We start from the raw sequence: 23044 nt of genomic DNA, 5'->3' as shown, positions 1-23044 counted from the left end.
CTAATGCAGCACTTGCGTCCTTTGCACAATGCACCGTAAAAGCAAAGGTCGCATGACATATTCCCTCCTCAGCCATTATAGGGTAGCCTTTCTATACTCCCAATCATCCCTTTTTTAAGGACTAAATAGTGGACTACAGCTTTTTTACCGTTGCACTGCTTATGGGTACAGGTTTTGTCGCCGGTATCATCAACACTTTAGCGGGCGGCGGTTCCAACCTCACATTACCCGCTTTAATGGTAATGGGTATGCCCGCCGATATAGCCAACGCCACCAATCGAGTAGGGGTATTTTTACAGAACCTCACCGCAACCTTTGGCTTTCGTAAAGCCAAGAAGCTCGATAATGCCGACATTTTACCCGTGATGATTCCATCCTTACTGGGCGGCGTGGTTGGGGCTTTTGCTGCAAGCTATGCTCCAGAAACCTGGCTCAAGCCTTTACTGCTTAGTGCCATGATAGGTATGACGCTAATCATGATTGTCCGCCCCACTCTCATTGCACCACCTGAAGGAACAGTGCCCTTTAAGGTCAGAGAAAAACCCAGTGCTTGGATCGCCCTATTTATCGCTGGCGTCTACGGTGGTTTTGTACAAGCAGGCGTAGGCTTTATTCTTATCACCGCCTTGGCAGGCACATTACGCTATGATTTAGTGAGAACCAATGCGCTCAAAATGGTCTGCACCATGGGGTTCACCACATTAGCCCTCGGCGTCTTTATTTGGAATGGTCAAATCCTCTGGATACCAGGATTGATCCTCGCCTCAGGTACCATGCTCGGCTCGCATCTAGCCGTGAAAATGGCCATCAAGGCCAACCCCAAACATTTGAAATGGTTCTTGTTCATTATGACCCTCTGTGGCAGCGCAGCGGCGTTATTGAGCGATTAAGCTGACTAAAAAGTTAGCCTTCTCAAGCATAAGGAAAAATGCATGCAACTAGTTATTGGCACCCTCTCAACTTGGTCACTACCAAACTGACCCAAGTCTGCAAAAGACTCGCTCATACTATGCAAGGGAAAAGGGTAATCGCCACTTCCTTGAAGAGTATTACTGTTAGTTAGCCACACTTAACCTGGTTTTTTCCACTTGTTTTTGCCATATATAAGGCCTTATCAGCGGCAGCAAATAAATCCTCAAATCTATCATCTCTTGTAGGGGCTATAGAAGCCACACCGGCACTGATGGTCACTATATTTTTGTCTTTTTTATTGCATGCAATGGCCATGTCCTGAACCTCAGAGATACATTTATTAATGCGATATAGCGCTTCTTCTTTTAAGGTATTCGGCATGATTGCGACAAACTCTTCCCCACCATACCGTGCCACTAGATCTCTATTTTTTATAAAATTATTTGCTAGGACAGTGGCCACTCTTTGTAATACTATGTCGCCTGCTGCATGCCCATACAGGTCGTTATATTGTTTAAAATTATCAATATCGATAACGGCTAAGGATAAGGTTTGATTAAGCTCTTCCATTAATGTCCATTCGGATCGAATCGTTTCTTCATACTTACGACGATTGGCCAAAGAAGTTAATGGATCTATAGTACTTAAACGCTCTAATATACGGTGCTGGTTTATTAGTTTAAGATGCAAAGCCACTCTGGCTTTTATTATCGAAGCATGTATTGGCTTTTGAATATAGTCACTTGCCCCAAGTAATAACCCCTTCTCTTCATTATCTATGTCATTCAGTGCCGTTATAAAAATGACTGGGATATCACATGTTCGAGCGTCTTGGCTAAGCTTTTTCATTGTATCAAAGCCATCCATATCAGGCATAATAACGTCGAGCAAAATTAAGTCAGGAGAAAACTCTAATGCTTTACGAACGCCTTGCTCACCACTTTTTGCCATTATAATGTCGACTTCATCACACAAAATATCGCTGATGATTTGTAAGTTTATCATTTCATCATCGATAACAAGCACACTAAATGAATTGGACATTCTAACTACCTGAAAGTTTAATTAAAAGTTGGAGGACAAGCTCTGAAGCTTTTTCGTATTCAAGATCAATTATATTTTTAATGATTTTATTTATCTCGCCTCTATATTCAGTAACTTTTGATTTCTGCTGTAGCGTATAAATATAACTTTCTACTTTAAAATCATTTCTCTTCAGTAATTCCAGCACTTTTTCCAAGGTAACACTAAGTGGTAAGTTTAAAGAATTTTCATCTTGCTCAATTGTATCAAAGACCGGATTAAGCTCTGTTAAAAGGCTTTTCATTTTATCGATAACACCATCTAATAAAGAGTCATCAAGGGCTTCTTTATTTAGAATTTTACGTTCTATAACTTCACAGTCTTGAGAAATATTTTCAGCCCCAATATAAGATGCATTAGATTTTAAAGAGTGTATATCATTTAACAGTCTATGGTTATCTAATGTTAAAGATAGAGCTTGGGGGCTTGATAAGGCTGCCTTGTATTGTGACCAGAAAGACTGAACTATTTTCAAATAAAGAGTAGTGTCGTTTTTTAGAGAGTGGATTGCCTTTTGCACTCTTAAACCACTTATCCTATAAAGCATAGATAACTGATCATTAAAATCAGACTCTATAGATAATGGATTGTGGTTTTCACTTTTCTCCGCTCTTCTCTGCATTAAATACTTATTCAGCATTCGATAAAGCAAGTCCGATGGAATAGGTTTAGGTATATGATCATTCATTCCCGAAGCGAGACTCTTTTCTATGTCTTCTGGGGATGTGTGCGCTGTCATAGCAATTATAGGAAGCTCGTAATCAAGCCCCATGTCGCGAATGAGAGAAGTAGCAGTTAATCCATCTATAACAGGCATTTGAATATCCATCAGAACAAGGTCGTACTGAGTCTCTTGTATCCTCTCAATGGCAATTTGTCCGTTTTCAGCGCAATCTACATGAATGCCAGTGCTTTTTAAGTATCCCAATGCAACTTGCTGATTAATAAGGTTATCTTCCACCAGTAAAATATGAAACCCCGAAAGGTGAGGTACAATCGCTGTCTCTTCACTTTCCAACGCTATTTTTTCAATACTAAAAAACTGATTAATAGCATCAAATAAGGTAGATTTTCTAATAGGTTTTTCTATGAATTGTCGAATGATGCCCGTATCTATGTAAGACTGAATATGATGTTTTTCATAGGCGGATATCATCAGAATAGGTGGCGCTAATTCTTTGAACAATTCTTTTATTCTTCTCGATGTTTCGATTCCGTCCATATCTGGCATCTGCCAATCCATAAAAACCACATCAAACGCCATACCGGACTGATCCGATTGTCGAATGACATCAATGGCTTCCCAACCACTTCCTACACAGGTACTTTTTATACCAAAGCCACCTAATAATTTGGCCAAAACCTCTCTAGATAAAGAGTGGTCATCGACGACTAGCACTTTGAGCGCATTTGTAGAATCAATGACCTCAAACAGTGGTTGCTCTGTGGGGATTTTTAACGGTAATAAGACAGTGAAGGTTGAACCTTTGCCTAGCTCACTTTCGACTTTTATTTCCCCATTCATTAGCTCACATAACTGACGACTTATCGTTAAGCCTAAGCCTGTGCCACCATAAACACGAGTGACACTGTTATCTGCCTGTGTGAAAGGGGAGAATAGTTGTTCAAGTTGTGCAGATGACATCCCTATACCAGAGTCAACAACGTCGCACTGCAGTAAAGCTCTATCCTCATCCAATTTATCACAACTTAAGCGAATAATGATGGTTCCACTATCCGTGAACTTAATCGCATTACTGACCAAGTTGACTAATATTTGTTGAATACGTAGAGGGTCCCCTAACAAATACTCAGGAATGTCATCAGCGATATCCGTTACCAATTCTAGTTTTTTCGCATGCGCACCAAACGCATTCATGTTAACAGTGGTCCGGATTAATTTTTCAGTTGAAAACCGTACGCATTCAGCAGTTAATTTACCGGCCTCTATTTTTGAAAAATCCAGTACATTATTGACTAAACTAAGCAGAATTTCGCCAGAATCTCGTATCTTTTGTAAGTAGTCTTGCTGCTCATTATTATTCGGTGAGTTATTGAGAGCGAGATCGCTTAAACCGATAACCGCGTTAATAGGTGTACGAATTTCATGACTCATTCTAGCGACGAACGATGACTTCGCTTCTAGAGCTTCCTCTAGCTCCACTTTAGCAAGCTCCAACGCTGCGGTTCGTTCTCTTACTTTCGCATCTAGGCTTTCATTGATTTGCTTTAGCCCAACGTTATATTCCTTTAGTTTTACGCTTGCTTCAACCGCCATTTTTTCGGCGGCTCTGATTGTGGTTGTTTCATGACTGATACCACAAATAAATATCGGATTACCCTGCTTATCAAAAATAGGTACTAGCAAAGTATTAAAAAATACGTCCTCTCCATTTTTTACGGTATACTGCTCTATGGAAATAGGCTTCTTACTAGCGATGGCTGTTCGGTAAGTACTATAAAAACCCTCAACAAGTTCCTCGGGAAACATATCGCGAATACGGTTACGGTGATAGATTTGATTCGGTTCAATTCCCATCACCATTCGAGAAGCCGCATTATTATCATAAAGCGAAAATTCACCGTCCTCTTCCACGGCAACGATAAACATAGGATCGTCGGAATGACTCCATAACTGAAAAAGACACTCTTTAATGATAAAGTCATGCTCTTCTTGATTAAAATATTCGCTTAGCTTCATGCTACCTCTCTATTAATGGAAAAAACTAACTGTAATCAGTTATTGAACTTTAGATTTTTTCTTTCGCTAGTAGCTTATCTAGAGGTTCATACGATCCGAAGTAACCGAACTGCTTGGCCAAAGCAGAAAACACTTCTTTATTATCATTTTTTAACGCCTCAGGGGATGGTAGGCTAAACAAATACACTTCTTGCCCAACAACCACATCTTCTACCGAAAGACCATGCCATCCCCCTAGGGACTTCTCGGCCTCTCGTCTTTCTTTATAGTTGAGTGATTTTAATTCAGACAAAATACCATCTTTTATCGTTTCGTCTAATTTACCCAACATACAAATTGAATCAGGGCAGATCGTCAGAGGGTGATCTTTAGCGCTATCCCAAAGAAGTAAATTTTCATTTTGATTAATAACAACAAGCTCTTTTTCATCTTCATTAATACTTTGCGTAAACACCAGCATATTAAAATCAAAACCACCTCGGGAAATACTCTCTTTACTTTTGAGGGTAAAAGACGTGTTGTTATCAGATAAACTGTAGAGCGATATGTTTAATGTTTCTAAAAATCTGGCAAACTGAGAGATGATATTTTTATCTTCAGCATTGTATTCACTCAGTTGCTCTCCAATGCGTTGAGACATAGAAATCGTCCCTGGTACTAGCGCGGACTTTGCTTGTTCACCATCCATTAGCCAGCCAGAAATGGCACCTATCCCATCAAAACTGTCTTTAGAAGATAAGATGGGCCTAACCATGTTTTCAATAACACTGGCTTGCGCTTTTTTCTTCGCAGACTCGTCTGGGTCTTCGTCACTAATGAGGGGTAAATTTAAAACAATATCACCTTCCACTGGGTCTTTGTCTTTACTATGAGGGGCATTGAGAACAGCAAAAGGCGTGATGTTGATTTTTGAGCTATAGCTTAAGCAGGATAAAGTCGGCACAGAGCGCCCCGCCCCATCGGCATCCACCACAATAGCAGAATCTAGCGCTTTGGCTGCGGCAAGCATCGCAACAAAAATATTTGAGCCCGTTTCTACAGAAATGGTAAAGTTGATTTCCTTAGGCTTGCAGAGATCCTGCATGACCTTAACAGCTCTGTCCTCTGCTCCTTTTAAACCTATTTTTTCAAAGCTTTCAGGCGATCCCATCGCCCCTACCACCACGCCGTAATAGCTGCTATTCATATCCGCTGGTGATAGCAAATTAATCGTTTTTCCCGTGCCCACAATCTGATTAACAAATGAATAGGCTGTTTTAATCGAGCCACCACCGCCACTGGCTAACAAGGTTGAGCCGTTGACAATATTGAAAAGCGCTTGTGTTGTTAAAGGGGTCTTTGGATCTATCATGCAGGCACGTCCTATAAAGTAAACTGGCGTAATGAATAGTTGGCTTATTTTTTATTGCGGTTAGAAAAGTTATTACAAATTGCTACTCAACTTATACAGTAAAGACAATCGCATGTTCTACAGACGACTTGTTAGCTTCTCACGGTTTAAAGTTATTTTTTGTATGTGCTTAATAAAAAAACTAAAAAAAGAACAAAACTTAGCCCCATATCGAAGAGCTAAGTAATTCAAAGGTTGGTGTGGGGAAGCTTTGACTAATACTTAAACAGTCCCCGCTTGTTGATTAGGAAGAGGTGACTTGTTCATTACCTTGGTTTGACGGGCCTCGTTTTAACACCAGTACCATAAACAACCCAAGCGCAGTGGTTCCCGCTCCGGCTAACGCGACCGCAGGCAAACCCAATCCCATGCTTATGACGCCACCACCTAAGGCTGCCCCAATTGCATTGCCGAGATTAAAGGCACCAATGTTCATAGCAGATGCCAAGTTCGGTGCTTCGCTGGCTTCGTGAACCACCAAGGATTGCAAGGGTGGAACCACCGCAAAGCTGGCCACTCCCCAGAGAAAGATAAGGGGGACTACCATAACCGGAGAAGACATCACCAATGCAAAAATAACCAATAGCAAAATCGCCGCGATTAACGACGCAATCAAGGTCCCGTAGAGAGAACGATCCGCATAACGTCCGCCAAGGATATTCCCCACGGCAAGCCCAGCACCATAAAGCACTAACATAGCGGTCACAAAGGCTGTGGACTCATGGGTTTCTTGTTGCAAGATAGGCACAATGTAAGTGAATACGGTAAACATCGAACTGGCTCCCACCACCGTTAGCAGTAGCGCGGCCAAAACAGGCCCTTTACCTAACACCGTTAACTCATTGCGAATGTTCGCCTTCTCTTGATTGACTAATGGCGGCAAGCTGACTCGTAACGCGACCATCACCATTACACCAATCGCGGCTATTCCCCAAAATGCACTTCGCCAACCGAATGCGGTGCCAATAAAGCTGGCTAATGGCACCCCACCAATGGTGGCAATGGTAAGACCCGAAAACATCGCGGCAACAGCGCCCGCCCGTTTATTCGGCGGTACTATATTCGTGGCAACGACGGCGCCAATGCCAAAAAACATACCGTGATTCAACGATGTGATAATACGCCCAACCATCAACGCACTGTAGCTGTCAGCCATAGCACTGATGGCATTCCCCACGGTAAAAATTCCCATGGACAACACCAACAAACGACGTCGTGGCATATTTGCGCACAGTAAAGTCATAACAGGCGCCCCAATTAATACACCAAACGCGTAAGCGCTAATAAGCATGCCAGCTGTCGGAATAGAAACACCCAAATCCCCGGCAATCACTGGCAACATCCCCATGGGAGAAAATTCCGTGACGCCAATTCCAAAAGCGCCCATGGCCAACGCCATTAATGGAAAGTTAATCTTCATATTAATCCCCGTTTATTTATGATATTAGGGAATATAACGAGACAACCTAACCCTGAATAGTGGGTAAAAAAGCGATTCTGTTTTGCATTGGATTCACAAATGAAGCAAGTAAAAGTTGATAAAACCACCGAGATGGAAACATTCTTAGCCGTTGCCATGACGGGAAGTTTAAGTGGCGCCGCAAGAGCACAGGGGCTCACCCCCTCGGCAGTGAGCCGCATGATGACAAGAATAGAGAAGCGTTTAGGGGTTCGTCTGCTTGTTCGCTCTACCCGCAAACTTTACTTAACCAGTGAAGGCAAATCCTATGCCCTTGCTGCTCGGCGTATTTTGAAAGATCTAGAAGAAACTGAGCGCACAATCGCTGATAGAGCAAACCCAAGCGGATTAATCAAAGTCAGTACCCCAACAGCTTATAGCCGTTTGACCATGATTCCCTTATATAAAGAGTTTTTGCAACGTTATCCCAATATTAAAATCGAAGTCGAAGTGAGTGATAAGATTAGCAATGTGGCAGATGGTCATATTGACGTCGCAATTCGTTTTGGTCCGCTACCCGACAGCAATTTAACCGCAAGACGCCTTGGGGAAACAGGTAGAACAGTTATTGCCACACCGAACTACTTAGCACAAGCCGGAATCCCTAAAACGCCAGCGGATTTGCAGCATTTTAATTGTCTGGATTTTAGTTTTCAGCGGCTAGAACCGGGCTGGCCATTTCGTGAAAACGGCGAAGACTATATTTTACCCATCAAAGGCAATATGACCTCCAACAATGGGGAAACGCTAGTCGAACTGGTGATGGAGGACATTGGCATTACCCGAGTGGGGAACTTTCATATTGAAAAAGCCCTCGCATCGGGTCAACTCGTCCCTTTATTGGAAGACTTCAACCCACAGGACAAGGAAGTTATCCATGCAATGTTTATTGGCGGACAACATATGCCAGCACGAGTTAGAGTCTTTGTGGATTATTTGGTGGAGAAAATGGCTTCAAGTTATTAGATCGGCTTACCCATCAAACTTCCCCTTTGTTATTAACCCGGCGGAGATTTATATCTTCTATGCCGCATAACAGATCGAATTGTGTTTACAGTACTTTTTGATTCGATTCGGATTCTTCTGCAACCCTCTCATATAAGAGACCACTCTATCCTTTAAAACCTTTCCATTCTTTAGCGCATCGCCTATAGGCACACCTGCCTTAAATCACAGTTTAGATACTCATCTGGCAAGATGCAGGTACTGATGATCTACATGGTTATAGATTAGTTCAAGCGCTGTTTTTGTTCTTGGAAAGGTTGGCTTTAATAACTTTTCGCGTGGCCGTTGATGAGTCCCATGGCTTGCATGAATGTAAAAAACATTGAGATTAGGTTAAAAAACAACCATACTGTATTCAAGTGGATACGGATTGTTTTATGTATGATATTAAACTCACGGATGAGTTCAGCCTTTGGCTGCGTCGGCTAAAAGATCACTCGACTAGAATTCGTTTAGCCCGCCGTCTAGAAAAGGCGTCACGTGGATTACTTGGCGATGTTAAGCCTGTAGGTGATGGTTTGTATGAAATGAGAGCATTATGGACCAGGCTGGAGAATGTATTACGTCCAACGAGGGACGACTTTGATCATAATGTTGGCTGGTGGCAATAAATCGACGCAAAGCAGAGACATAGAATTGGCTAAACAGCGAGCTATAAAACTGGATGAAACGACATGACTTCAATAAAAGAATTGACCAACTTTGATATGGCAGAGCAACTTCGTACAGACGAAGATATTGCTGCTTATTTATCTATTGTGCTTGAGGATGGTGATACCGATGAGCTCATTCATGCTCTTGGCCATATTGCCAAAGCGCGAGGCATGACGCAGATAGCTAAAGACAGTGGGTTAGGACGGGAAAGTCTTTACAAAGCCCTGCGATCCGGTTCTCGGCCGCAATTCGACACCATAGTAAAGGTGCTTAAATCCCTTAACTTTGACTTAAAAGCCGTGATTCATACTCAAAAATGATCACATCGCATGGATGTTTTTCATGGCCTCACAAACCCTTTCCTCGCTCGATCAACTTCTTCTCGCATAAAGCAGTGTTCTGCATGGTCGTTGATGAGTCCCATGGATTGCATAAAGGCGTACAGGGTGGTTGGGCCGACAAATTGCCAGCCGCGTTTTTTGAGTTCTTTGGAAAGGGCAATGGATTCTGCGCAGGTGGTTTGAGTTTCGGGGGGAGGAAGGGTATTTTCATCGGGTTCATAACGCCAGATAAACGTAGCCAAAGATCCTTCTTGATCAACCATTTCTAGGGCACGTTTGGCGTTGTTGATGACAGCGAGGATTTTGCGTTTATTACGAACGATGCCTCCGTTGTCAAGCAACTCGGCGATTTCTTGCTCGCCAAACTGCGCCACTTTATGAAAGTCGAATTGCGCAAAGGCTGAACGAAAATTTTCTCGCTTACTCAGAATGGTTCGCCAACTCAGGCCGGATTGAAAGGTTTCCAGACAGAGCTTTTCAAACAAACGCTGATCATCTCCGACAGGAAAACCCCACTCGTTATCATGATAATGGGGGAAATCTGGCGCGGAGTCGGCCCATGCACAACGATGTGGACACTCATGATCTGGTAAAGTATTTTGACTCACTCGTTACCTCTATTAGCTAGGAGATTTACGCTACTGTTTACCATAACCTCACTAAGATCATAGGGGAAATCAGTCTTCGACCTTAATTTCTTCCAGTGGTTTACCATCACGCAATTTATACATAACACGAATATGGTGTTTTCGATAAGTGACAAAGCCACAGTATGTCTCAGAGTAAAGTATAAAAAGCACAATAATACTGACTGATACAGATATTAATCTCACATATTGCTCGTTAGATATCTCTGCTATTGTTGTAAAGTTAACGCCTGTATTGATCAGGGTTAACAATAAAGTAATACCATAAAAAAGCTTTAATATTATTATATAAGAGAGGTGTCCCCAAGCAATTTTCAGATTGACAAACATAAAACAGGGAAGCCCTATCAACATACTTCCTATAAAAGAAATGTCTGAATCTATGTTTAAGCTCTCTCCAATATCTGCAAAACTAATGGATATTGTAAAAATACTTAAGATCGTCGTGATTAAAAAACATATCACATACTGAAATGGTGGATATGGATTAATGAAATCTGAATCATGGACTATTATGTCATTTTTCATTAGTACCTTCCCTGTACTGAGTTACTGTAACGCTTAGGAAGCTTTCCAGATTAGACTTTATCGATCAGCCGGATGGTTCACACCATCGTTTACTACAACGTCACCAAGATCATAAGGGTTCACCCCTTCTAAGCAGCCGATATTGTAGCCATATTGTGTGGGTGCGGATCGACGTTGATGATGGGTGTAAATACCACAGTTTGAACAGAAAAAATGTTTAGCGGTGTGGGTATTAAATTGATAAAGCTTTAGTACATCATGGCCTTTGACAATACGCAGGTTCTCCAATGTGACGGAAGCCACAATGGCGCCCTTACGACGACAAATAGAGCAATCACAGCGCCTTGGGTTTTCGATGCCGTTTGGCAAGGTTAATTCCAATTCAACCGCACCACAATGACAGCTTGCTTTGTGCTTGGGTTGGATTACGGTAGGGCCGACTTGTTTGATCATAATATTTATCCTCTCAAAGGCTTAAGCAAACAGACTACACGCTCTATTTCGTTAAAACCAAGTTGTTTTTGAAGATGGATGCTTTTCTTATTGGTAATGGGGGCATCGCTCGCCAGTTCCTGAAACCCTTGCTGTGTTGCCCACTCTTCGGCGGCGTATATTAAGGTCTTGCCAATTCCTCTTCCTTGGTAATCCGGTGAAACAAACCAAGCTTCAATGTAAGGCGTAGTTTGCTGGCGGCTTCCAGGGACATTTTCCCGTAGGTTCAGCTCGATAAAGCCAACCATCTTTTGTGAGTCATCAAACGCCACCAATACTTCTCGTACATTAGGATACGTACCTTGAAAAAAGGCGTCGACTTCCGTTTGGCTAATGTCTTTGATTTCTGGCAAGAACTCAACTCTTAGGGCGGACCAAGCAGCGGCATCGGTTATTTGGATAGCACGAATGTCGATTGTCATTTGATTAGAACTCCTAGACTATTAAGCGTTCTTTGCTGCTTGTAAACGACTTAGATCCACACCGACGATGGCGTCTAAAGATTGGGTAATTTTCTCGACACTCCAATCCCACCAAGCAATGTCTTGCAGTGCTTGAATGGTTTTCGCGTCGAACCGGTACTTAATCACCTTGGCGGGATTCCCACCAACGACACTATAAGCTGGCACATCTGCGGTAACAACAGATTTGCTGGCAATGATGGCGCCATGGCCGATGTGAACACCAGGCATGATAGTGGCGTCGTAGCCAATCCAGACATCATGCCCGACGACGGTATCCCCTTTGTAGGGTAGGTCTCCTGCTTGGGGAGCCGCTTTTTCCCAGCCGTTACCGAAGATGTAAAAGGGATAGGTAGAAAAGCCTTTGTTAGCATGGTTTGCGCCATTCATAATGAATGTGACGTCTTTCGCGATGGCGCAGAACTTGCCAATAATGAGTTTATCACCAATAAAATCAAAGTGATAAAGCACATTACTTTCGAAGCGTTCTGGCCCTTCAGGGTCGTCGTAATAGGTGTAATCGCCAACGATTACATTGTCTCGGGTAATGAAATTTTTAAGATAACCCACTTGTGGGAAGCCCTTCATCGGCACTTTGTTATCTGGGTTGGGCCCTTTCATTCTTCCTCCTTCCCTAATCAATCACATGCAAGGCGCGATATTCGTCGTAGGCGAATTGGTCTGTCATGCCGCTAATGTAGTCTTGGATTAAACGACAACGGAAATAGAGTTCCCAAGCGTTGTCGCTGATGGATTTAAGGTCGCTGTTTTCGAAGTGTTTTTTGAATTCACTCAAGTTGCCAATAGCTTGTTGATAAGCAGCGAGGTGTTTGCCCGAGAGCTTATTGAATAGACGGGTCTCATAAATGGGCGTTTTGTCTACTTTGTTAAGAATGTCGGTAAAGGTAGCTTTATCCAAGCTGAGTAGAGGTTTGTAGATGTCGAGCAACCCATTGATGATGCGATAGCCTTGCAACTCTTGCTTTTGAACTTCTTTAGCACAAAACACGTATTTAAAGGCGACGGATTTGAGCGTTTGTAATATAGCGTGACTACTACTCTTATCTTCTACTAACGCTTGATTATAGCTACCATCATAAATCGCTTCTAAGTTATCCACAAACTGTTTACTGGCATGTTTTACAGCTTGTGTATTGATAGCCACTCGAAAAGGCACAAAAAAATCACTGTCGATTTTTGTTTTTTTATAGCGCCAAAGATTCGTTTCAATGAGCTTTTCCATTAAACCTTTTTCGTCTTCGCTAAAAGAATATTTTTCGCTTTCCACACACTCCTGAAATTCTTCTTTTAACTTGCCTAGAAGCTCGTCGAATTTAAGTATGCCTTTTTCAACGGCATCCTCAATGTCCGCAATGCAGTAAGAGATATCGTCTGCAGCCTCCATCACATAGGCAAATGGCGAACGACAGCCCTCTTGTATTCCCAATGTCTCGTTAATGTCTTTGATGATAGGGGCTTCACTTAAATAGTAGCCGACTTTCTTTTTCAGGTAACTTTGTGAGTCATGCTCATCTGGCTTAGGTTGATCCGCGCGACGGGTGTATTTAATGATGCCTGACATCTGGGTATAGGTAAGATTTAATGTGAGCAACGAATGCACGATACGCAACGCCTGAGCATTGCCCTCAAAGTGACAAATGTCTTGCTTCAATGGTGATAAGACTTCCTTTGGGTCTTTAATATCATCACGTTTGAAAAGCACCTCTATGTGATCCTGAAACCACTGTTTTATAGCTTCTTCCCCAAAGTGCCCAAAGGATGGGTTCCCCACGTCGTGCATTAAACAAGACATTTCAACAATGGACTCAAACTGCCTTTCCAGCCCATCTAAACCATAATTCGCTATATCTTGCGCTGTCAGTCTTTCAAAGATTTGTTGGCTAATAAAACGGCCTACTTGTTGCACTTCCATAGAATGAGTCAATCGACTGCGTACTGCGGCATTTCGCTCTAGAGGAAACACTTGTGTTTTTTGCTGTAAACGGCGAATAGCGGCCGAATTCATAATACGCCCCCGATCACTTTCAAAAATAGAAAGAACGCGGCTATCTGGATTAAAACGCTTAGAGTTATAAGAGCGATGTGGACAGATTTTCTGTTTAAAATTCATGGTCATTTATAGCGTCCTTGGCATTAGAACGGAAGTTGATGATATATTTTTATCTTCGCAATATGTTGACCTAAACATACCATTCAATTTTGTACAAAAATACATCAAAACTCTTATCAGATTTATTGATAAATAAGCAATCGTCTTCCATTCTTATGAATAACAAATAGCATAGTTACGGAGACAAAGATGGAGTTAGTTACTGCTTCAGCACTACAGACCGATTTAGACACCATGATGAAAAAGGTGTGTGATACTCAAACACCCATCATGATAGACAGGGGGAAAGAACCAGCTGTTGTGATGATGTCAGTAGACTGCTTTAAAGCATTGGAAGAAGCCACAACCTTATTCGACAACTATGCTAATTCAAAAGATATTTTACAAAATATCGCAAAAAAAGAATCCGATACAGATTAACAGCTAGTGTATCTGGCGCTCTTCGGTATCGACTAAAAGAGCACCAGATATCTGTATAGGTTGCTTAATGAAGCAACATTATGGCTTCATTTTATCAACCATATCTACAAAACGGGCAACCCCTGACGTTATTTCCGTTAACCCTTGAGACACTTCATGAATACTTTGTTGCCCTTGATTTGCTATCCCTGATACGGCCCCAAGTACCTCATCCATTTGAGCAATTAATTTTTGAGTTTGTTCCACAACACGAGCTATTTCAGTGGTTGCATCAGCGGTATTACCCGCCAAGTTTCGTACCTCATCAGCCACAACGGAGAAACCTCGCCCTGCATCACCAGCTCTAGCGGCTTCAATGGCTGCATTGAGGGCAAGCAAATTGGTTTGGTCCGCAATAGAGCGAATGGTAACCACAATATCAACAATGCTTTTTGATTGTACTTTTAGTTCAGAGCCTGTTTGCGTCGCAGTGTGAACCCTTTCTGCGATGTCTTTTGATGTCTGCACTGCAGACTCTAATACTTGCACCGCATTTGACGTGACTTGGCTCGTCTGTTCAGACGTTGTCACGGCTTGATCCGCCGCATTAAACGCCAAATTCACGCGCTCGGTGATATCAGAAGCAAATTTAATAACTTTGTAGACCTTGCCATCTTCATCGAAAATCGGGTTATAAGTCGCTTCTAACCACAAGACACTACCGTTTTTGCTGTAACGCTTAAAACGTCCCGTATCGAACTTCCCTTCCGATAAAGAGCGCCAAAAATCAGGATGTTGCCGATAAAAAGCATCATCACAAAAGATTTTATGGTGTTTTCCCTGCACCTCTTCTAACGTGTAGTTCACAGTCGATAAAAAGTTACGATTAGCCGTTAAAATAAACCCCTTTGGATCAAACTCGATGACGGCTAACGACAAGTCCAATGCTGTTAAGATGGCATCTTTATTTTTAAGCGACTCATGCATCACAGTAATATCATTAGCAATTTTAATGATTTTACTAACCCGACCATCGGCTTCTACAACGGGGAAATAGTTCGCCTCTAAATAAATTGGCGTACCGTCTTTTTGATAGCGTAAGAAAGTACCACCGCAAGACTTTCCAGCCTTTAAGTCCGTCCAAAACTACTGATATTCATGCGTTTTTATATAGTCTTCTTGGCAAAATATCTTGTGATGCTTGCCAACTATTTCATCCAGACTGTAACCAACAGTTGATAAAAATTTCTTATTTGCATCTAAGATGATGCCGTCTGAGTTAAAGCTTATATAAGCGGTATTCGATTTGATTGAATCTAACTCTAATGTCAACTCATTGTTTTTTAAATTTATGTCAGCTTCTGATGAGTTACTCAGCTTTTTGCTAGAAAGAAATAACATCATTGCAATCCTTATCAATCTACAATACGTTGCTCATATTTTGAGGTGCTGGCTCTAATAATAGTAATAAATCCGGTCAGAATAGCTACTATTTATGTTATTTCTAGTAAACTCTATTGCGCCTGATATTTCTTATTATTACATCATACCAATACCGTCCCCCTAGATCTCATTACCAAAACAGTCCGGTTACTACTATCATTGCTCTATGTACTCACACAGAAAAAAGCATCTAATAAATCTAATAAGTGGGCTCTATTTTGACGCGGCGTCACCCTTTTAACGCATGTATAAGTCGGATAGCCTAGCCTGCACACATAATAGGGAAGACAAATATGCTCAATAAAATGACTCTCAAAACACAATTTATCGGCATCATCGCCATTCCCTGTCTTGCTCTTATTGTGATCACACTCACCGCCTTAGCAGGCTTGTCCAGCATGCAAGCACAAACACAAAAACTTGCCGAAAATACTAGTGCGCCATTACGAGCGATGGCAGAAGTCACTTCTCGCATTCCTCGTATACGCGTAGGTATGGACGTCATCATGATGCAAGTTTTACCAACAATGAAAGATGATAGAGGCGTCTTAAGCCGCGTTAAAGACGCTCGTAATGAAGACATTCCCGAAATGGATATGGCATTAAAAGAAGCGAGAGATGCTCAGGTAAACCCAAAAACACGCGCCGAAGTGCAAAAATTGATCGATGTATTTAATAAAGTCAAAAGCGATGAACTTAGCCCCATGTTATCCGCCATGGAAAGTGGCGACATGATGACCGCGCAAAAAATCTATAAAGGTCAATATGCTGCCAGTTATAACGTCCTACGAAAAGCCACCGACAAAATACTTGATAACTTGCTAGCACAAGGTAATAAAAGCTTCGAGGAAAGCCAACAAAATTACCGTGATAGTCGTATAGAGATGTTGGCTGTATTAGCTATCGCCTTAGTTATTTCTCTCTTACTTGGTGTGATTATGTTACGCCGTTTGCGTCTTCGAGTTACGACTCTGCAGCAGCACATTTCCTCTGCCAGCGATAACCTTGACTTACAGAAAACACTGCAATTAAAAGGTCAGGATGAACTGGGAGACATTGCTTTACACTTTAATCAGTTCATCGCTAAAGTTCGCACAGCCATTGAAGCCGTCGCAGACAACTCTCGACAACTGGCCCAAACAGCCAATGATGTTGCCCAAAAATCGCAAGCAACACATACAAACTGCCTCAATGAACGAGACCGTACAACACAAATTGCGACGGCCATTCATGAAATGAGCACCACTGTGGAAAATATTGCCGATAATGCTTCCCAAGCAGCCAAAGCAGCAAAAGAAGCAGATACCCAAGCCCATAATGGTGCGGATTTAGTGGATAAAGCACGCCAAGGTGTGAGCAATTTATCCAGCGAAATCGGTCATATTAGCGCAGATATTACGTCACTCGCGACACAAACAGACTCTATCGGTAGTATTTTGGATACCATTCGAAGCATTTCCGAACAAACCAACTTACTCGCCTTAAACGCCGCAATAGAAGCCGCCCGTGCCGGTGAACAGGGCCGAGGCTTTGCGGTCGTCGCAGACGAAGTACGTAATCTCGCTAACCGCTCTGCCGCTTCCACGGATGAGATTCAAAACATGATTGATAAGCTACAAGAGCAATCGTCAAAAACGGTAACAACAATTAAACGAGGCAATGAACAAAGTGCTCTTGTGGTGCAGCAAGCCGATGACGCGAACGACTCCTTGAACTTAATCACCTCACACATCGGCAGTATCAGTGACATGAGTATCCAAGTTGCAACCGCCACAGAAGAGCAATCTTTAGTAGTGACTGAGGTAAGTCGGAATGTGGAAGAAATCAATCATCTAACGACCGAAACTTCAGACATTGCTAACCAATTGAGTGAATCGAGTACCAATCTGCAACAACTGTCTATTCAGTTAGATAAGCTAGTAACGCAATTTAAGCTATAGCTTACTTTGGCATGCAATAAAACCTTTACTATCATTGATAAAAATCACAGGAGCGGCTCAAAAGTCGCTCTTTTTATTTCTCTGTTTTTGCTCTTTTAGCAATGAGGCTAATCCATTCAAGAGCTCATGATACAAGATCGCTATTTGCCAAACTTAGCAATTGAGTCCAATATTAGAAACGCGACATTTGCGTAAAATAGTGACCATATAATTTGTCTGTTTCTCCCTTTAGATGGCCGCCATACAGTCAAATATGTCGTAATAAGATAAGAGAAAGATCAGTGGATGTGCGATCCTGAGCGCCGTAATTGGTCTAATAAAGGCTGCCTGAGTAGCGATCATTCCCAGTTATGTGCAGGTTGCCGCGCTGGTGAAAGCACCATGTTGATCCAAGCGCTAACATGTGTCTACGTCTTGATAGGCACTATATTAAAGTAACACTTCTGCCTAACGATGATTTCCGTGTTTAGGCGGTAGGAGGAATTATAATAATGACTACACCGAGATTTGTAACTTGGGATCCTGCCATCGCGCAAACCATTATTGAAGACTTTAAGTCCAAACCAGGCGCTCTTTTACCCCTTCTTCATGCTATTCAAGAGCGCTTTTCTTATATTCCTGAAGAGGCCGTCGGCTTAATCGCCACCGCCCTCAAGCAAACCCGAGCGGAAATACATGGTGTGATCAGTTTCTACCATCACTTTCGCACCAAACAACCAGGACGCCATGTAGTGGAAGTCTGCCGTGCAGAAGCGTGCCAAGCACTTGGGGCACGTCGCTTAGAAGCCTACGCTAAAAGTATGTTGGGCGTGGACTACCATCAAACCACCGCCGACAACAACATTACCCTTGAACCGGTTTATTGCTTAGGCAATTGCAGCTGTGGTCCATCGGTTCGGGTGGGCGATGAAATCTACGCCGATGTCGACACTCAGCGTTTTGATGAATTGGTCGACAATCTGAAAACCGATCGTTTGGAGGTGCAATAATGACTTTTTGTATTCATGTACCTTCCGACACCACCGCAAAAGCGCTAGGGGCAGATCGTCTTACCAAACTGCTGGCCGCAACCGCCAACGAGCGCAAAGTGGATTTGTCGATCAAACGTAACGGCACCCGCGCCTTGTATTGGCTAGAGCCGCTTATTGAAGTAGAAACCAAGCAAGGTCGCTTTGGTTTTGGCCCTGTAAAAGAAGCCGATATTGACTCTTTGTTTGATGCCGAATTCTGGCGCGGTGATGTGGTGCATCCTCTGGCACTTGGTCTAGTGGAAGACATTCCTTATCTAAAACAACAGCAGCGCTTAACCTTTGCTCGCGCGGGAGTTATTGACCCACTTTCTCTAGCTGACTACCAAGCAAAAGAAGGCTATCGCGGCCTGAAGAATGCTTTAGCGATGGATGCTCAACCCCTTGTTGATGAGATCAAAGCATCCGGCTTGCGTGGTCGAGGCGGGGCGGCTTTTCCAACAGGTATCAAATGGCAAACCGTTTTAGACGCTCCTGCTGAACAAAAATACGTTGTTTGTAACGCCGACGAGGGCGACTCTGGCACCTTTGCCGACCGCTTAGTGATGGAATGCGATCCCTTTATGCTGATTGAAGGCATGACCATCGCGGGTTTGGCCGTTGGCGCAACGCAAGGGTACATCTATCTGCGTTCGGAATACCCATTGGCGTTCAAGACGCTCCATGACGCCATTGCCATCGCCTATGAGAACAACTTACTCGGTGCAGGCATTCTAGGCAGTGACAAACACTTTGACCTTGAAGTGCGTTTGGGTGCTGGCGCTTACATTTGTGGTGAAGAAACCTCCCTGCTCGAAAGTTTGGAAGGCAAGCGTGGCTTGGTTCGAGCGAAGCCACCATTGCCGGCTATTGTCGGTTTATTCGGTCAGCCAACCGTAGTAAACAACGTCCTGTCCCTTGCGGCGGTGCCTTTTATTTTAGATAAAGGCGCAAAAGCCTATGCCGATTATGGCATGGGGCGCTCGCTCGGTACCTTACCCTTCCAATTAGCGGGCAACGTTAAACGAGGCGGTCTTGTCGAGCTGGCCTTTGGCCCTACCCTACGCGAACTCATGTTCGACTTCGGCGGTGGTACTCGTAATGGACGCCCACTAAAAGCCGTGCAAGTCGGCGGTCCGTTGGGAGCGTATCTTCCTGAGTCACAATGGGACATCCCATTAGACTATGAAGCCTTTGCCAAAGAAGGCGCGGTGCTAGGTCACGGTGGCGTGGTCATGTTTGACGACAGCGTCGATATGAGCGAGCAAGCGCGCTTCTCGATGGAGTTCTGTGTGGCCGAATCCTGCGGTAAATGTACCCCATGCCGTATCGGTTCCACCCGAGGTGTGGAAGTCATTGACCGTATTCGTTCTGGTGAAAATGTGGATGGCAATATGTCATTGTTATCCGACCTATGTGAAACCATGGTAGACGGTTCGTTGTGTGCGATGGGAGGTATGACACCATTCCCTGTGCAAAGTGCGATGAAGCACTTCAAGGACGACTTCACTAAGCGCGCCACGTCAACGACGAATACCGAGGAGATCTAGTCATGTTACAGCACTTTGATCCTAATAAAGATTATGGTACGCCTGCTTCTTTAAGTGAGAAACAGGTCACATTGGAAATTGACGGTGTTGAAATCAGCGTACCAGAAGGGACGTCGGTGATGCGTGCGGCAGCACTTGCCGACATCAATATTCCCAAATTATGCGCCACAGACAATCTAGAAGCCTTTGGCTCTTGTCGCCTTTGTGCCGTGCAAATTGAAGGCCGTCGCGGTACGCCAGCCTCTTGTACGACACCTGCTGAACAAGGCATGAAGGTGTCTACTCAGAATGAAAAATTGGCCAAATTACGCCGCAATATTATGGAGCTGTACATTTCCGATCACCCGCTGGACTGTTTGACTTGTCCAACCAATGGCGATTGTGAATTGCAGGACATGGCAGGGGCAGTAGGCCTTCGTGAAGTCCGTTATGGCTTTGATGGCGCCAACCATCTGGACGCACCAAAAGATACTTCCAACCCTTATTTCACCTTCGACGCCAGCAAATGTATCGTCTGTTCTCGTTGTGTGCGTGCTTGTGAAGAAGTCCAAGGTACCTTTGCCCTGACCATCGATGGCCGTGGCTTTGATTCCAAAGTCGCCGCAGGACAAAATGAAAGCTTCTTAGATTCAGAATGTGTGTCTTGTGGTGCCTGTGTGCAAGCCTGCCCAACCGCCACCCTGTCTGAAAACTCATTGATTCAAATGGGCCAACCAGAACACAGCATTTCCACCACCTGCGCGTACTGTGGTGTCGGTTGTTCCTTTAAAGCGGAAATGAAGGGCGACCAACTGGTGCGCATGGTGCCAGACAAAGCAGGGGACGCAAACCACGGCCACTCTTGTGTCAAAGGTCGTTTCGCTTTCGGTTATGCGACCCACAAAGACCGTATCCGCACCCCCATGATTCGTGACGCTATCGATCAACCATGGAAAGAAGTGAGCTGGGAAGAAGCCATTGGCTTTGCCGCGAACCGCTTAAAGTCCATCCAATACGAATACGGCCGTGAAAGCATCGGCGGTATTACCTCTTCCCGTTGTACCAACGAAGAAACCTACTTGGTGCAAAAACTGATTCGTGCCGCCTTTGGCAATAACAACACAGATACTTGTGCCCGTGTTTGTCACAGCCCAACCGGTTATGGCCTGAAACAAACCCTTGGGGAATCCGCCGGGACACAAACGTTTGATTCGGTGATGAAATCCGACTGTGTCCTCGTCATTGGTGCCAACCCAACGGATGCTCACCCAGTATTTGGCTCTTTGATGCGTCGTCGTCTTCGCCAAGGCGCAAGCTTGATCGTTGCCGACCCACGAGAAATCGATATTCTTAAGACTCCACATCTAGGCGACTCTGTACACTTACCATTGCGTCCAGGAACCAATGTGGCGCTTATCAATGCGTTGGCCCATGTGGTCATCACAGAAGGCTTGGAAGATACCGACTTTATTGCCAAACGCTGCGAGCCAGAAGCCTACGCCAAGTGGCGTGCTTTTATTGCCGAATCTCGCAACGCACCAGAAGCGGTTGAGGACGTGACTGGCGTACCAGCAGAGTCGGTTCGTCAAGCCGCCCGTACTTTTGCTAACGCCCCCAATGCGTCGATTTACTATGGTCTCGGTGTCACCGAACACAGCCAAGGCTCCACCATGGTAATGGGGATCGCCAACCTTGCGTTAGCAACAGGTAACATTGGTCGCGAAGGCGTAGGTGTCAACCCACTTCGTGGTCAAAATAACGTACAGGGCTCCTGTGACATGGGGTCATTCCCACACGAGTTACCAGGTTACCAGCACGTTGCTGACCCGATGGTTCGTAGTCGCTTTGAAAAAGTCTGGGGCGTAACGCTGGACGATGAGCCAGGCCTGCGTATTCCAAATATGTTTGATGCGGCCATTGCTGGACACTTCCGAGGCTTATACGTACAAGGGGAAGACATCGCCCAGTCGGACCCAAATACCCAACACGTAGAAGCCGCGTTACGTGCATTAGACTGCTTAATCGTGCAGGACATCTTCCTAAACGAAACCGCTAAATTTGCTCACGTTCTGCTACCGGGCTCCACCTTCCTTGAGAAGAACGGTACCTTCACCAACGCCGAGCGTCGTATTAACCGCGTTCGTAAAGTGATGCCACCGCTATCCGGTAAAGAAGATTGGGAAGTGACGGTCGACTTAGCAAATGCCCTAGGTTACCCAATGAACTACTCTCATCCCTCGGAAATCATGGATGAGATAGCCCTATTGACGCCAACCTTCACAGGGGTGAACTACGAGAAACTAGACAAACACGGCAGTTTGCAATGGCCATGTAATAATGAGTTCCCTATTGGCTCACCGATCATGCATGTGGAGAGCTTTCCTACATTGGAAGGCAAAGGCCACTTTGCTGTCACAGAATTCGTTCCAACGTCCGAACGTGCCAGCCGTCGTTTCCCACTGTTACTTACAACGGGGCGTATTTTGAGCCAATACAACGTTGGCGCTCAAACCCGTCGTACTGAAAACCAAGTGTGGCATCATGAGGATAAATTAGAAATCCACCCCCATGATGCCGAAGAACGCGGTATTAACGAAGGAGACTGGCTAGGCATCAGCAGCCGTGCTGGACAAACCGTGTTACGTGCTCATATCAGTAAACGCATGCAACCTGGGGTGGTGTACACCACCTTCCACCATCCGGGCAGTGGCGCGAACGTGATCACAACAGACAACTCGGATTGGGCAACAAACTGTCCTGAATACAAGGTTACAGCGGTACAGGTAGAGAAGGTGTCTCAACCATCCGAATGGCAGAAAGATTTCGCGGCGAACCATCAACGCCAACAAAAACTTTTGTCCGAAGCCGGTGCCTCTAGTGGCGAATAAACAATAGCCTCAGACGCTTCAGCACACGGTCATT

Annotated in this window: 21 protein-coding genes and 1 pseudogene; 9 read left to right on the top strand and 13 right to left on the bottom strand. The window is 44.1% G+C overall.

Annotation, left to right across the window (positions count from 1 at the left end):
• Positions 1–128: 128 nt before the first annotated feature.
• Positions 129–890, top strand: coding sequence for a sulfite exporter TauE/SafE family protein (locus MSP8886_RS02475; RefSeq protein WP_067012327.1), 762 nt, complete (start codon positions 129–131; stop codon positions 888–890).
• Positions 891–1059: 169 nt separating this feature from the next.
• Here MSP8886_RS02475 and MSP8886_RS02470 read toward each other — a convergent pair whose 3' ends face one another.
• The 4 genes from MSP8886_RS02470 to MSP8886_RS02455 form a co-directional block, all read right to left on the bottom strand.
• Positions 1060–1956 carry a GGDEF domain-containing response regulator gene (locus MSP8886_RS02470; RefSeq protein ID WP_067012325.1) on the bottom strand — a complete coding sequence of 299 codons (897 nt, stop codon included), beginning with the start codon at positions 1954–1956 and terminating at the stop codon, positions 1060–1062.
• A gap of 1 nt (position 1957) precedes the next feature.
• Positions 1958–4696: a response regulator gene (locus MSP8886_RS02465; protein ID WP_067012323.1), complete on the bottom strand. Its 2739-nt coding sequence runs from the start codon at positions 4694–4696 to the stop codon at positions 1958–1960.
• Positions 4697–4745: 49 nt separating this feature from the next.
• The gene (locus MSP8886_RS02460) at positions 4746–6047 is read right to left on the bottom strand and encodes an S-methyl thiohydantoin desulfurase family protein (protein WP_067012321.1); all 1302 of its coding nucleotides are present in this window, start codon (positions 6045–6047) and stop codon (positions 4746–4748) included.
• A gap of 283 nt (positions 6048–6330) precedes the next feature.
• The gene (locus MSP8886_RS02455) at positions 6331–7506 is read right to left on the bottom strand and encodes an MFS transporter (protein ID WP_067012319.1); all 1176 of its coding nucleotides are present in this window, start codon (positions 7504–7506) and stop codon (positions 6331–6333) included.
• 99 nt (positions 7507–7605) lie between these two features.
• Between MSP8886_RS02455 and MSP8886_RS02450 the strand changes: the two genes are divergently transcribed.
• From MSP8886_RS02450 to MSP8886_RS02440, 3 genes are all read left to right on the top strand, one after another.
• Positions 7606–8511, top strand: coding sequence for a LysR family transcriptional regulator (locus MSP8886_RS02450; RefSeq protein WP_067012318.1), 906 nt, complete (start codon positions 7606–7608; stop codon positions 8509–8511).
• Between the two features lie 416 nt (positions 8512–8927).
• Positions 8928–9161 carry a type II toxin-antitoxin system RelE/ParE family toxin gene (locus MSP8886_RS02445; protein ID WP_245659008.1) on the top strand — a complete coding sequence of 78 codons (234 nt, stop codon included), beginning with the start codon at positions 8928–8930 and terminating at the stop codon, positions 9159–9161.
• Between the two features lie 63 nt (positions 9162–9224).
• Positions 9225–9524, top strand: coding sequence for an addiction module antidote protein (locus MSP8886_RS02440; protein ID WP_067012316.1), 300 nt, complete (start codon positions 9225–9227; stop codon positions 9522–9524).
• 20 nt (positions 9525–9544) lie between these two features.
• On the opposite strand, the gene MSP8886_RS02435 is transcribed toward MSP8886_RS02440, so the two are convergent.
• The 6 genes from MSP8886_RS02435 to dgt form a co-directional block, all read right to left on the bottom strand.
• Positions 9545–10153, bottom strand: a complete 609-nt coding sequence (locus MSP8886_RS02435) for a DNA-3-methyladenine glycosylase I (RefSeq protein WP_067012314.1) — start codon at positions 10151–10153, stop codon at positions 9545–9547.
• Positions 10154–10222: 69 nt separating this feature from the next.
• Entirely contained in the window at positions 10223–10720 is a 498-nt protein-coding gene (locus MSP8886_RS02430; protein ID WP_067012312.1) for a hypothetical protein, read from the bottom strand.
• A 57-nt stretch (positions 10721–10777) separates the two neighbouring features.
• Positions 10778–11173 (bottom strand): GFA family protein, encoded by a 396-nt coding sequence (locus tag MSP8886_RS02425; protein WP_067012310.1) that lies wholly within the window; start codon positions 11171–11173, stop codon positions 10778–10780.
• Positions 11174–11178: 5 nt separating this feature from the next.
• On the bottom strand, positions 11179–11634 hold the full coding sequence (locus MSP8886_RS02420) for a GNAT family N-acetyltransferase (RefSeq protein ID WP_067012308.1): 456 nt from the start codon (positions 11632–11634) through the stop codon (positions 11179–11181).
• A gap of 21 nt (positions 11635–11655) precedes the next feature.
• Complete coding sequence (locus tag MSP8886_RS02415) at positions 11656–12294, bottom strand: Vat family streptogramin A O-acetyltransferase (RefSeq protein ID WP_067012306.1); 639 nt, start codon at positions 12292–12294, stop codon at positions 11656–11658.
• Between the two features lie 13 nt (positions 12295–12307).
• On the bottom strand, positions 12308–13810 hold the full coding sequence (gene dgt / locus MSP8886_RS02410; RefSeq protein WP_067012304.1) for a dGTPase: 1503 nt from the start codon (positions 13808–13810) through the stop codon (positions 12308–12310).
• A gap of 183 nt (positions 13811–13993) precedes the next feature.
• Between dgt and MSP8886_RS02405 the strand changes: the two genes are divergently transcribed.
• A complete protein-coding gene (locus MSP8886_RS02405) occupies positions 13994–14224 on the top strand; it encodes a type II toxin-antitoxin system Phd/YefM family antitoxin (protein ID WP_067012302.1) in 231 nt (76 codons plus the stop codon).
• A gap of 78 nt (positions 14225–14302) precedes the next feature.
• Here the strand turns inward: MSP8886_RS02405 and MSP8886_RS22655 are convergent, their stop codons facing one another.
• The 3 genes and pseudogenes from MSP8886_RS22655 to MSP8886_RS22235 form a co-directional block, all read right to left on the bottom strand.
• A complete protein-coding gene (locus tag MSP8886_RS22655) occupies positions 14303–15190 on the bottom strand; it encodes a methyl-accepting chemotaxis protein (protein WP_175365265.1) in 888 nt (295 codons plus the stop codon).
• A gap of 15 nt (positions 15191–15205) precedes the next feature.
• Positions 15206–15325: pseudogene (locus tag MSP8886_RS22775) on the bottom strand (hypothetical protein); the annotation flags it as partial.
• 24 nt (positions 15326–15349) lie between these two features.
• A complete protein-coding gene (locus MSP8886_RS22235) occupies positions 15350–15607 on the bottom strand; it encodes a PAS domain S-box protein (RefSeq protein WP_175365246.1) in 258 nt (85 codons plus the stop codon).
• A 332-nt stretch (positions 15608–15939) separates the two neighbouring features.
• Here MSP8886_RS22235 and MSP8886_RS02395 point away from each other — a divergent pair, with 332 nt between their 5' ends.
• From MSP8886_RS02395 to fdhF, 4 genes are all read left to right on the top strand, one after another.
• A complete protein-coding gene (locus MSP8886_RS02395) occupies positions 15940–17586 on the top strand; it encodes a methyl-accepting chemotaxis protein (protein WP_067012300.1) in 1647 nt (548 codons plus the stop codon).
• Positions 17587–18077: 491 nt separating this feature from the next.
• Positions 18078–18575: a formate dehydrogenase subunit gamma gene (locus MSP8886_RS02390; RefSeq protein WP_067012297.1), complete on the top strand. Its 498-nt coding sequence runs from the start codon at positions 18078–18080 to the stop codon at positions 18573–18575.
• On the top strand, positions 18575–20143 hold the full coding sequence (locus MSP8886_RS02385; RefSeq protein ID WP_067012295.1) for a formate dehydrogenase beta subunit: 1569 nt from the start codon (positions 18575–18577) through the stop codon (positions 20141–20143). Before MSP8886_RS02390 ends, MSP8886_RS02385 begins: the two co-directional genes overlap by 1 nt.
• A 2-nt stretch (positions 20144–20145) precedes the next feature.
• A complete protein-coding gene (gene fdhF / locus MSP8886_RS02380) occupies positions 20146–23010 on the top strand; it encodes a formate dehydrogenase subunit alpha (protein WP_067012293.1) in 2865 nt (954 codons plus the stop codon).
• Positions 23011–23044: the final 34 nt, after the last annotated feature.

The sequence above is a fragment of the Marinomonas spartinae genome (assembly GCF_900089775.1).
GTDB classification, from domain to species: Bacteria; Pseudomonadota; Gammaproteobacteria; order Pseudomonadales; family Marinomonadaceae; genus Marinomonas; species Marinomonas spartinae.
This window is presented reverse-complemented; position numbering and strand designations above follow the sequence as displayed.

What these genes read in the sequence shown, in the direction of transcription:
- MSP8886_RS02470 (WP_067012325.1), bottom strand. Translation starts at nt 1,956, where the DNA reads ATGTCCAATTCATTTAGTGTGCTTGTTATCGATGATGAAATGATAAAC.
- MSP8886_RS02465 (WP_067012323.1), bottom strand. Translation starts at nt 4,696, where the DNA reads ATGAAGCTAAGCGAATATTTTAATCAAGAAGAGCATGACTTTATCATT.
- MSP8886_RS02460 (WP_067012321.1), bottom strand. Translation starts at nt 6,047, where the DNA reads ATGATAGATCCAAAGACCCCTTTAACAACACAAGCGCTTTTCAATATT.
- MSP8886_RS02455 (WP_067012319.1), bottom strand. Translation starts at nt 7,506, where the DNA reads ATGAAGATTAACTTTCCATTAATGGCGTTGGCCATGGGCGCTTTTGGA.
- MSP8886_RS02450 (WP_067012318.1), top strand. Translation starts at nt 7,606, where the DNA reads ATGAAGCAAGTAAAAGTTGATAAAACCACCGAGATGGAAACATTCTTA.
- MSP8886_RS02445 (WP_245659008.1), top strand. Translation starts at nt 8,928, where the DNA reads ATGTATGATATTAAACTCACGGATGAGTTCAGCCTTTGGCTGCGTCGG.
- MSP8886_RS02440 (WP_067012316.1), top strand. Translation starts at nt 9,225, where the DNA reads ATGACTTCAATAAAAGAATTGACCAACTTTGATATGGCAGAGCAACTT.
- MSP8886_RS02430 (WP_067012312.1), bottom strand. Translation starts at nt 10,720, where the DNA reads ATGAAAAATGACATAATAGTCCATGATTCAGATTTCATTAATCCATAT.
- MSP8886_RS02425 (WP_067012310.1), bottom strand. Translation starts at nt 11,173, where the DNA reads ATGATCAAACAAGTCGGCCCTACCGTAATCCAACCCAAGCACAAAGCA.
- MSP8886_RS02420 (WP_067012308.1), bottom strand. Translation starts at nt 11,634, where the DNA reads ATGACAATCGACATTCGTGCTATCCAAATAACCGATGCCGCTGCTTGG.
- MSP8886_RS02415 (WP_067012306.1), bottom strand. Translation starts at nt 12,294, where the DNA reads ATGAAAGGGCCCAACCCAGATAACAAAGTGCCGATGAAGGGCTTCCCA.
- dgt (WP_067012304.1), bottom strand. Translation starts at nt 13,810, where the DNA reads ATGACCATGAATTTTAAACAGAAAATCTGTCCACATCGCTCTTATAAC.
- MSP8886_RS02405 (WP_067012302.1), top strand. Translation starts at nt 13,994, where the DNA reads ATGGAGTTAGTTACTGCTTCAGCACTACAGACCGATTTAGACACCATG.
- MSP8886_RS22655 (WP_175365265.1), bottom strand. Translation starts at nt 15,190, where the DNA reads ATGCATGAGTCGCTTAAAAATAAAGATGCCATCTTAACAGCATTGGAC.
- MSP8886_RS22235 (WP_175365246.1), bottom strand. Translation starts at nt 15,607, where the DNA reads ATGATGTTATTTCTTTCTAGCAAAAAGCTGAGTAACTCATCAGAAGCT.
- MSP8886_RS02395 (WP_067012300.1), top strand. Translation starts at nt 15,940, where the DNA reads ATGCTCAATAAAATGACTCTCAAAACACAATTTATCGGCATCATCGCC.
- MSP8886_RS02390 (WP_067012297.1), top strand. Translation starts at nt 18,078, where the DNA reads ATGACTACACCGAGATTTGTAACTTGGGATCCTGCCATCGCGCAAACC.
- MSP8886_RS02385 (WP_067012295.1), top strand. Translation starts at nt 18,575, where the DNA reads ATGACTTTTTGTATTCATGTACCTTCCGACACCACCGCAAAAGCGCTA.
- fdhF (WP_067012293.1), top strand. Translation starts at nt 20,146, where the DNA reads ATGTTACAGCACTTTGATCCTAATAAAGATTATGGTACGCCTGCTTCT.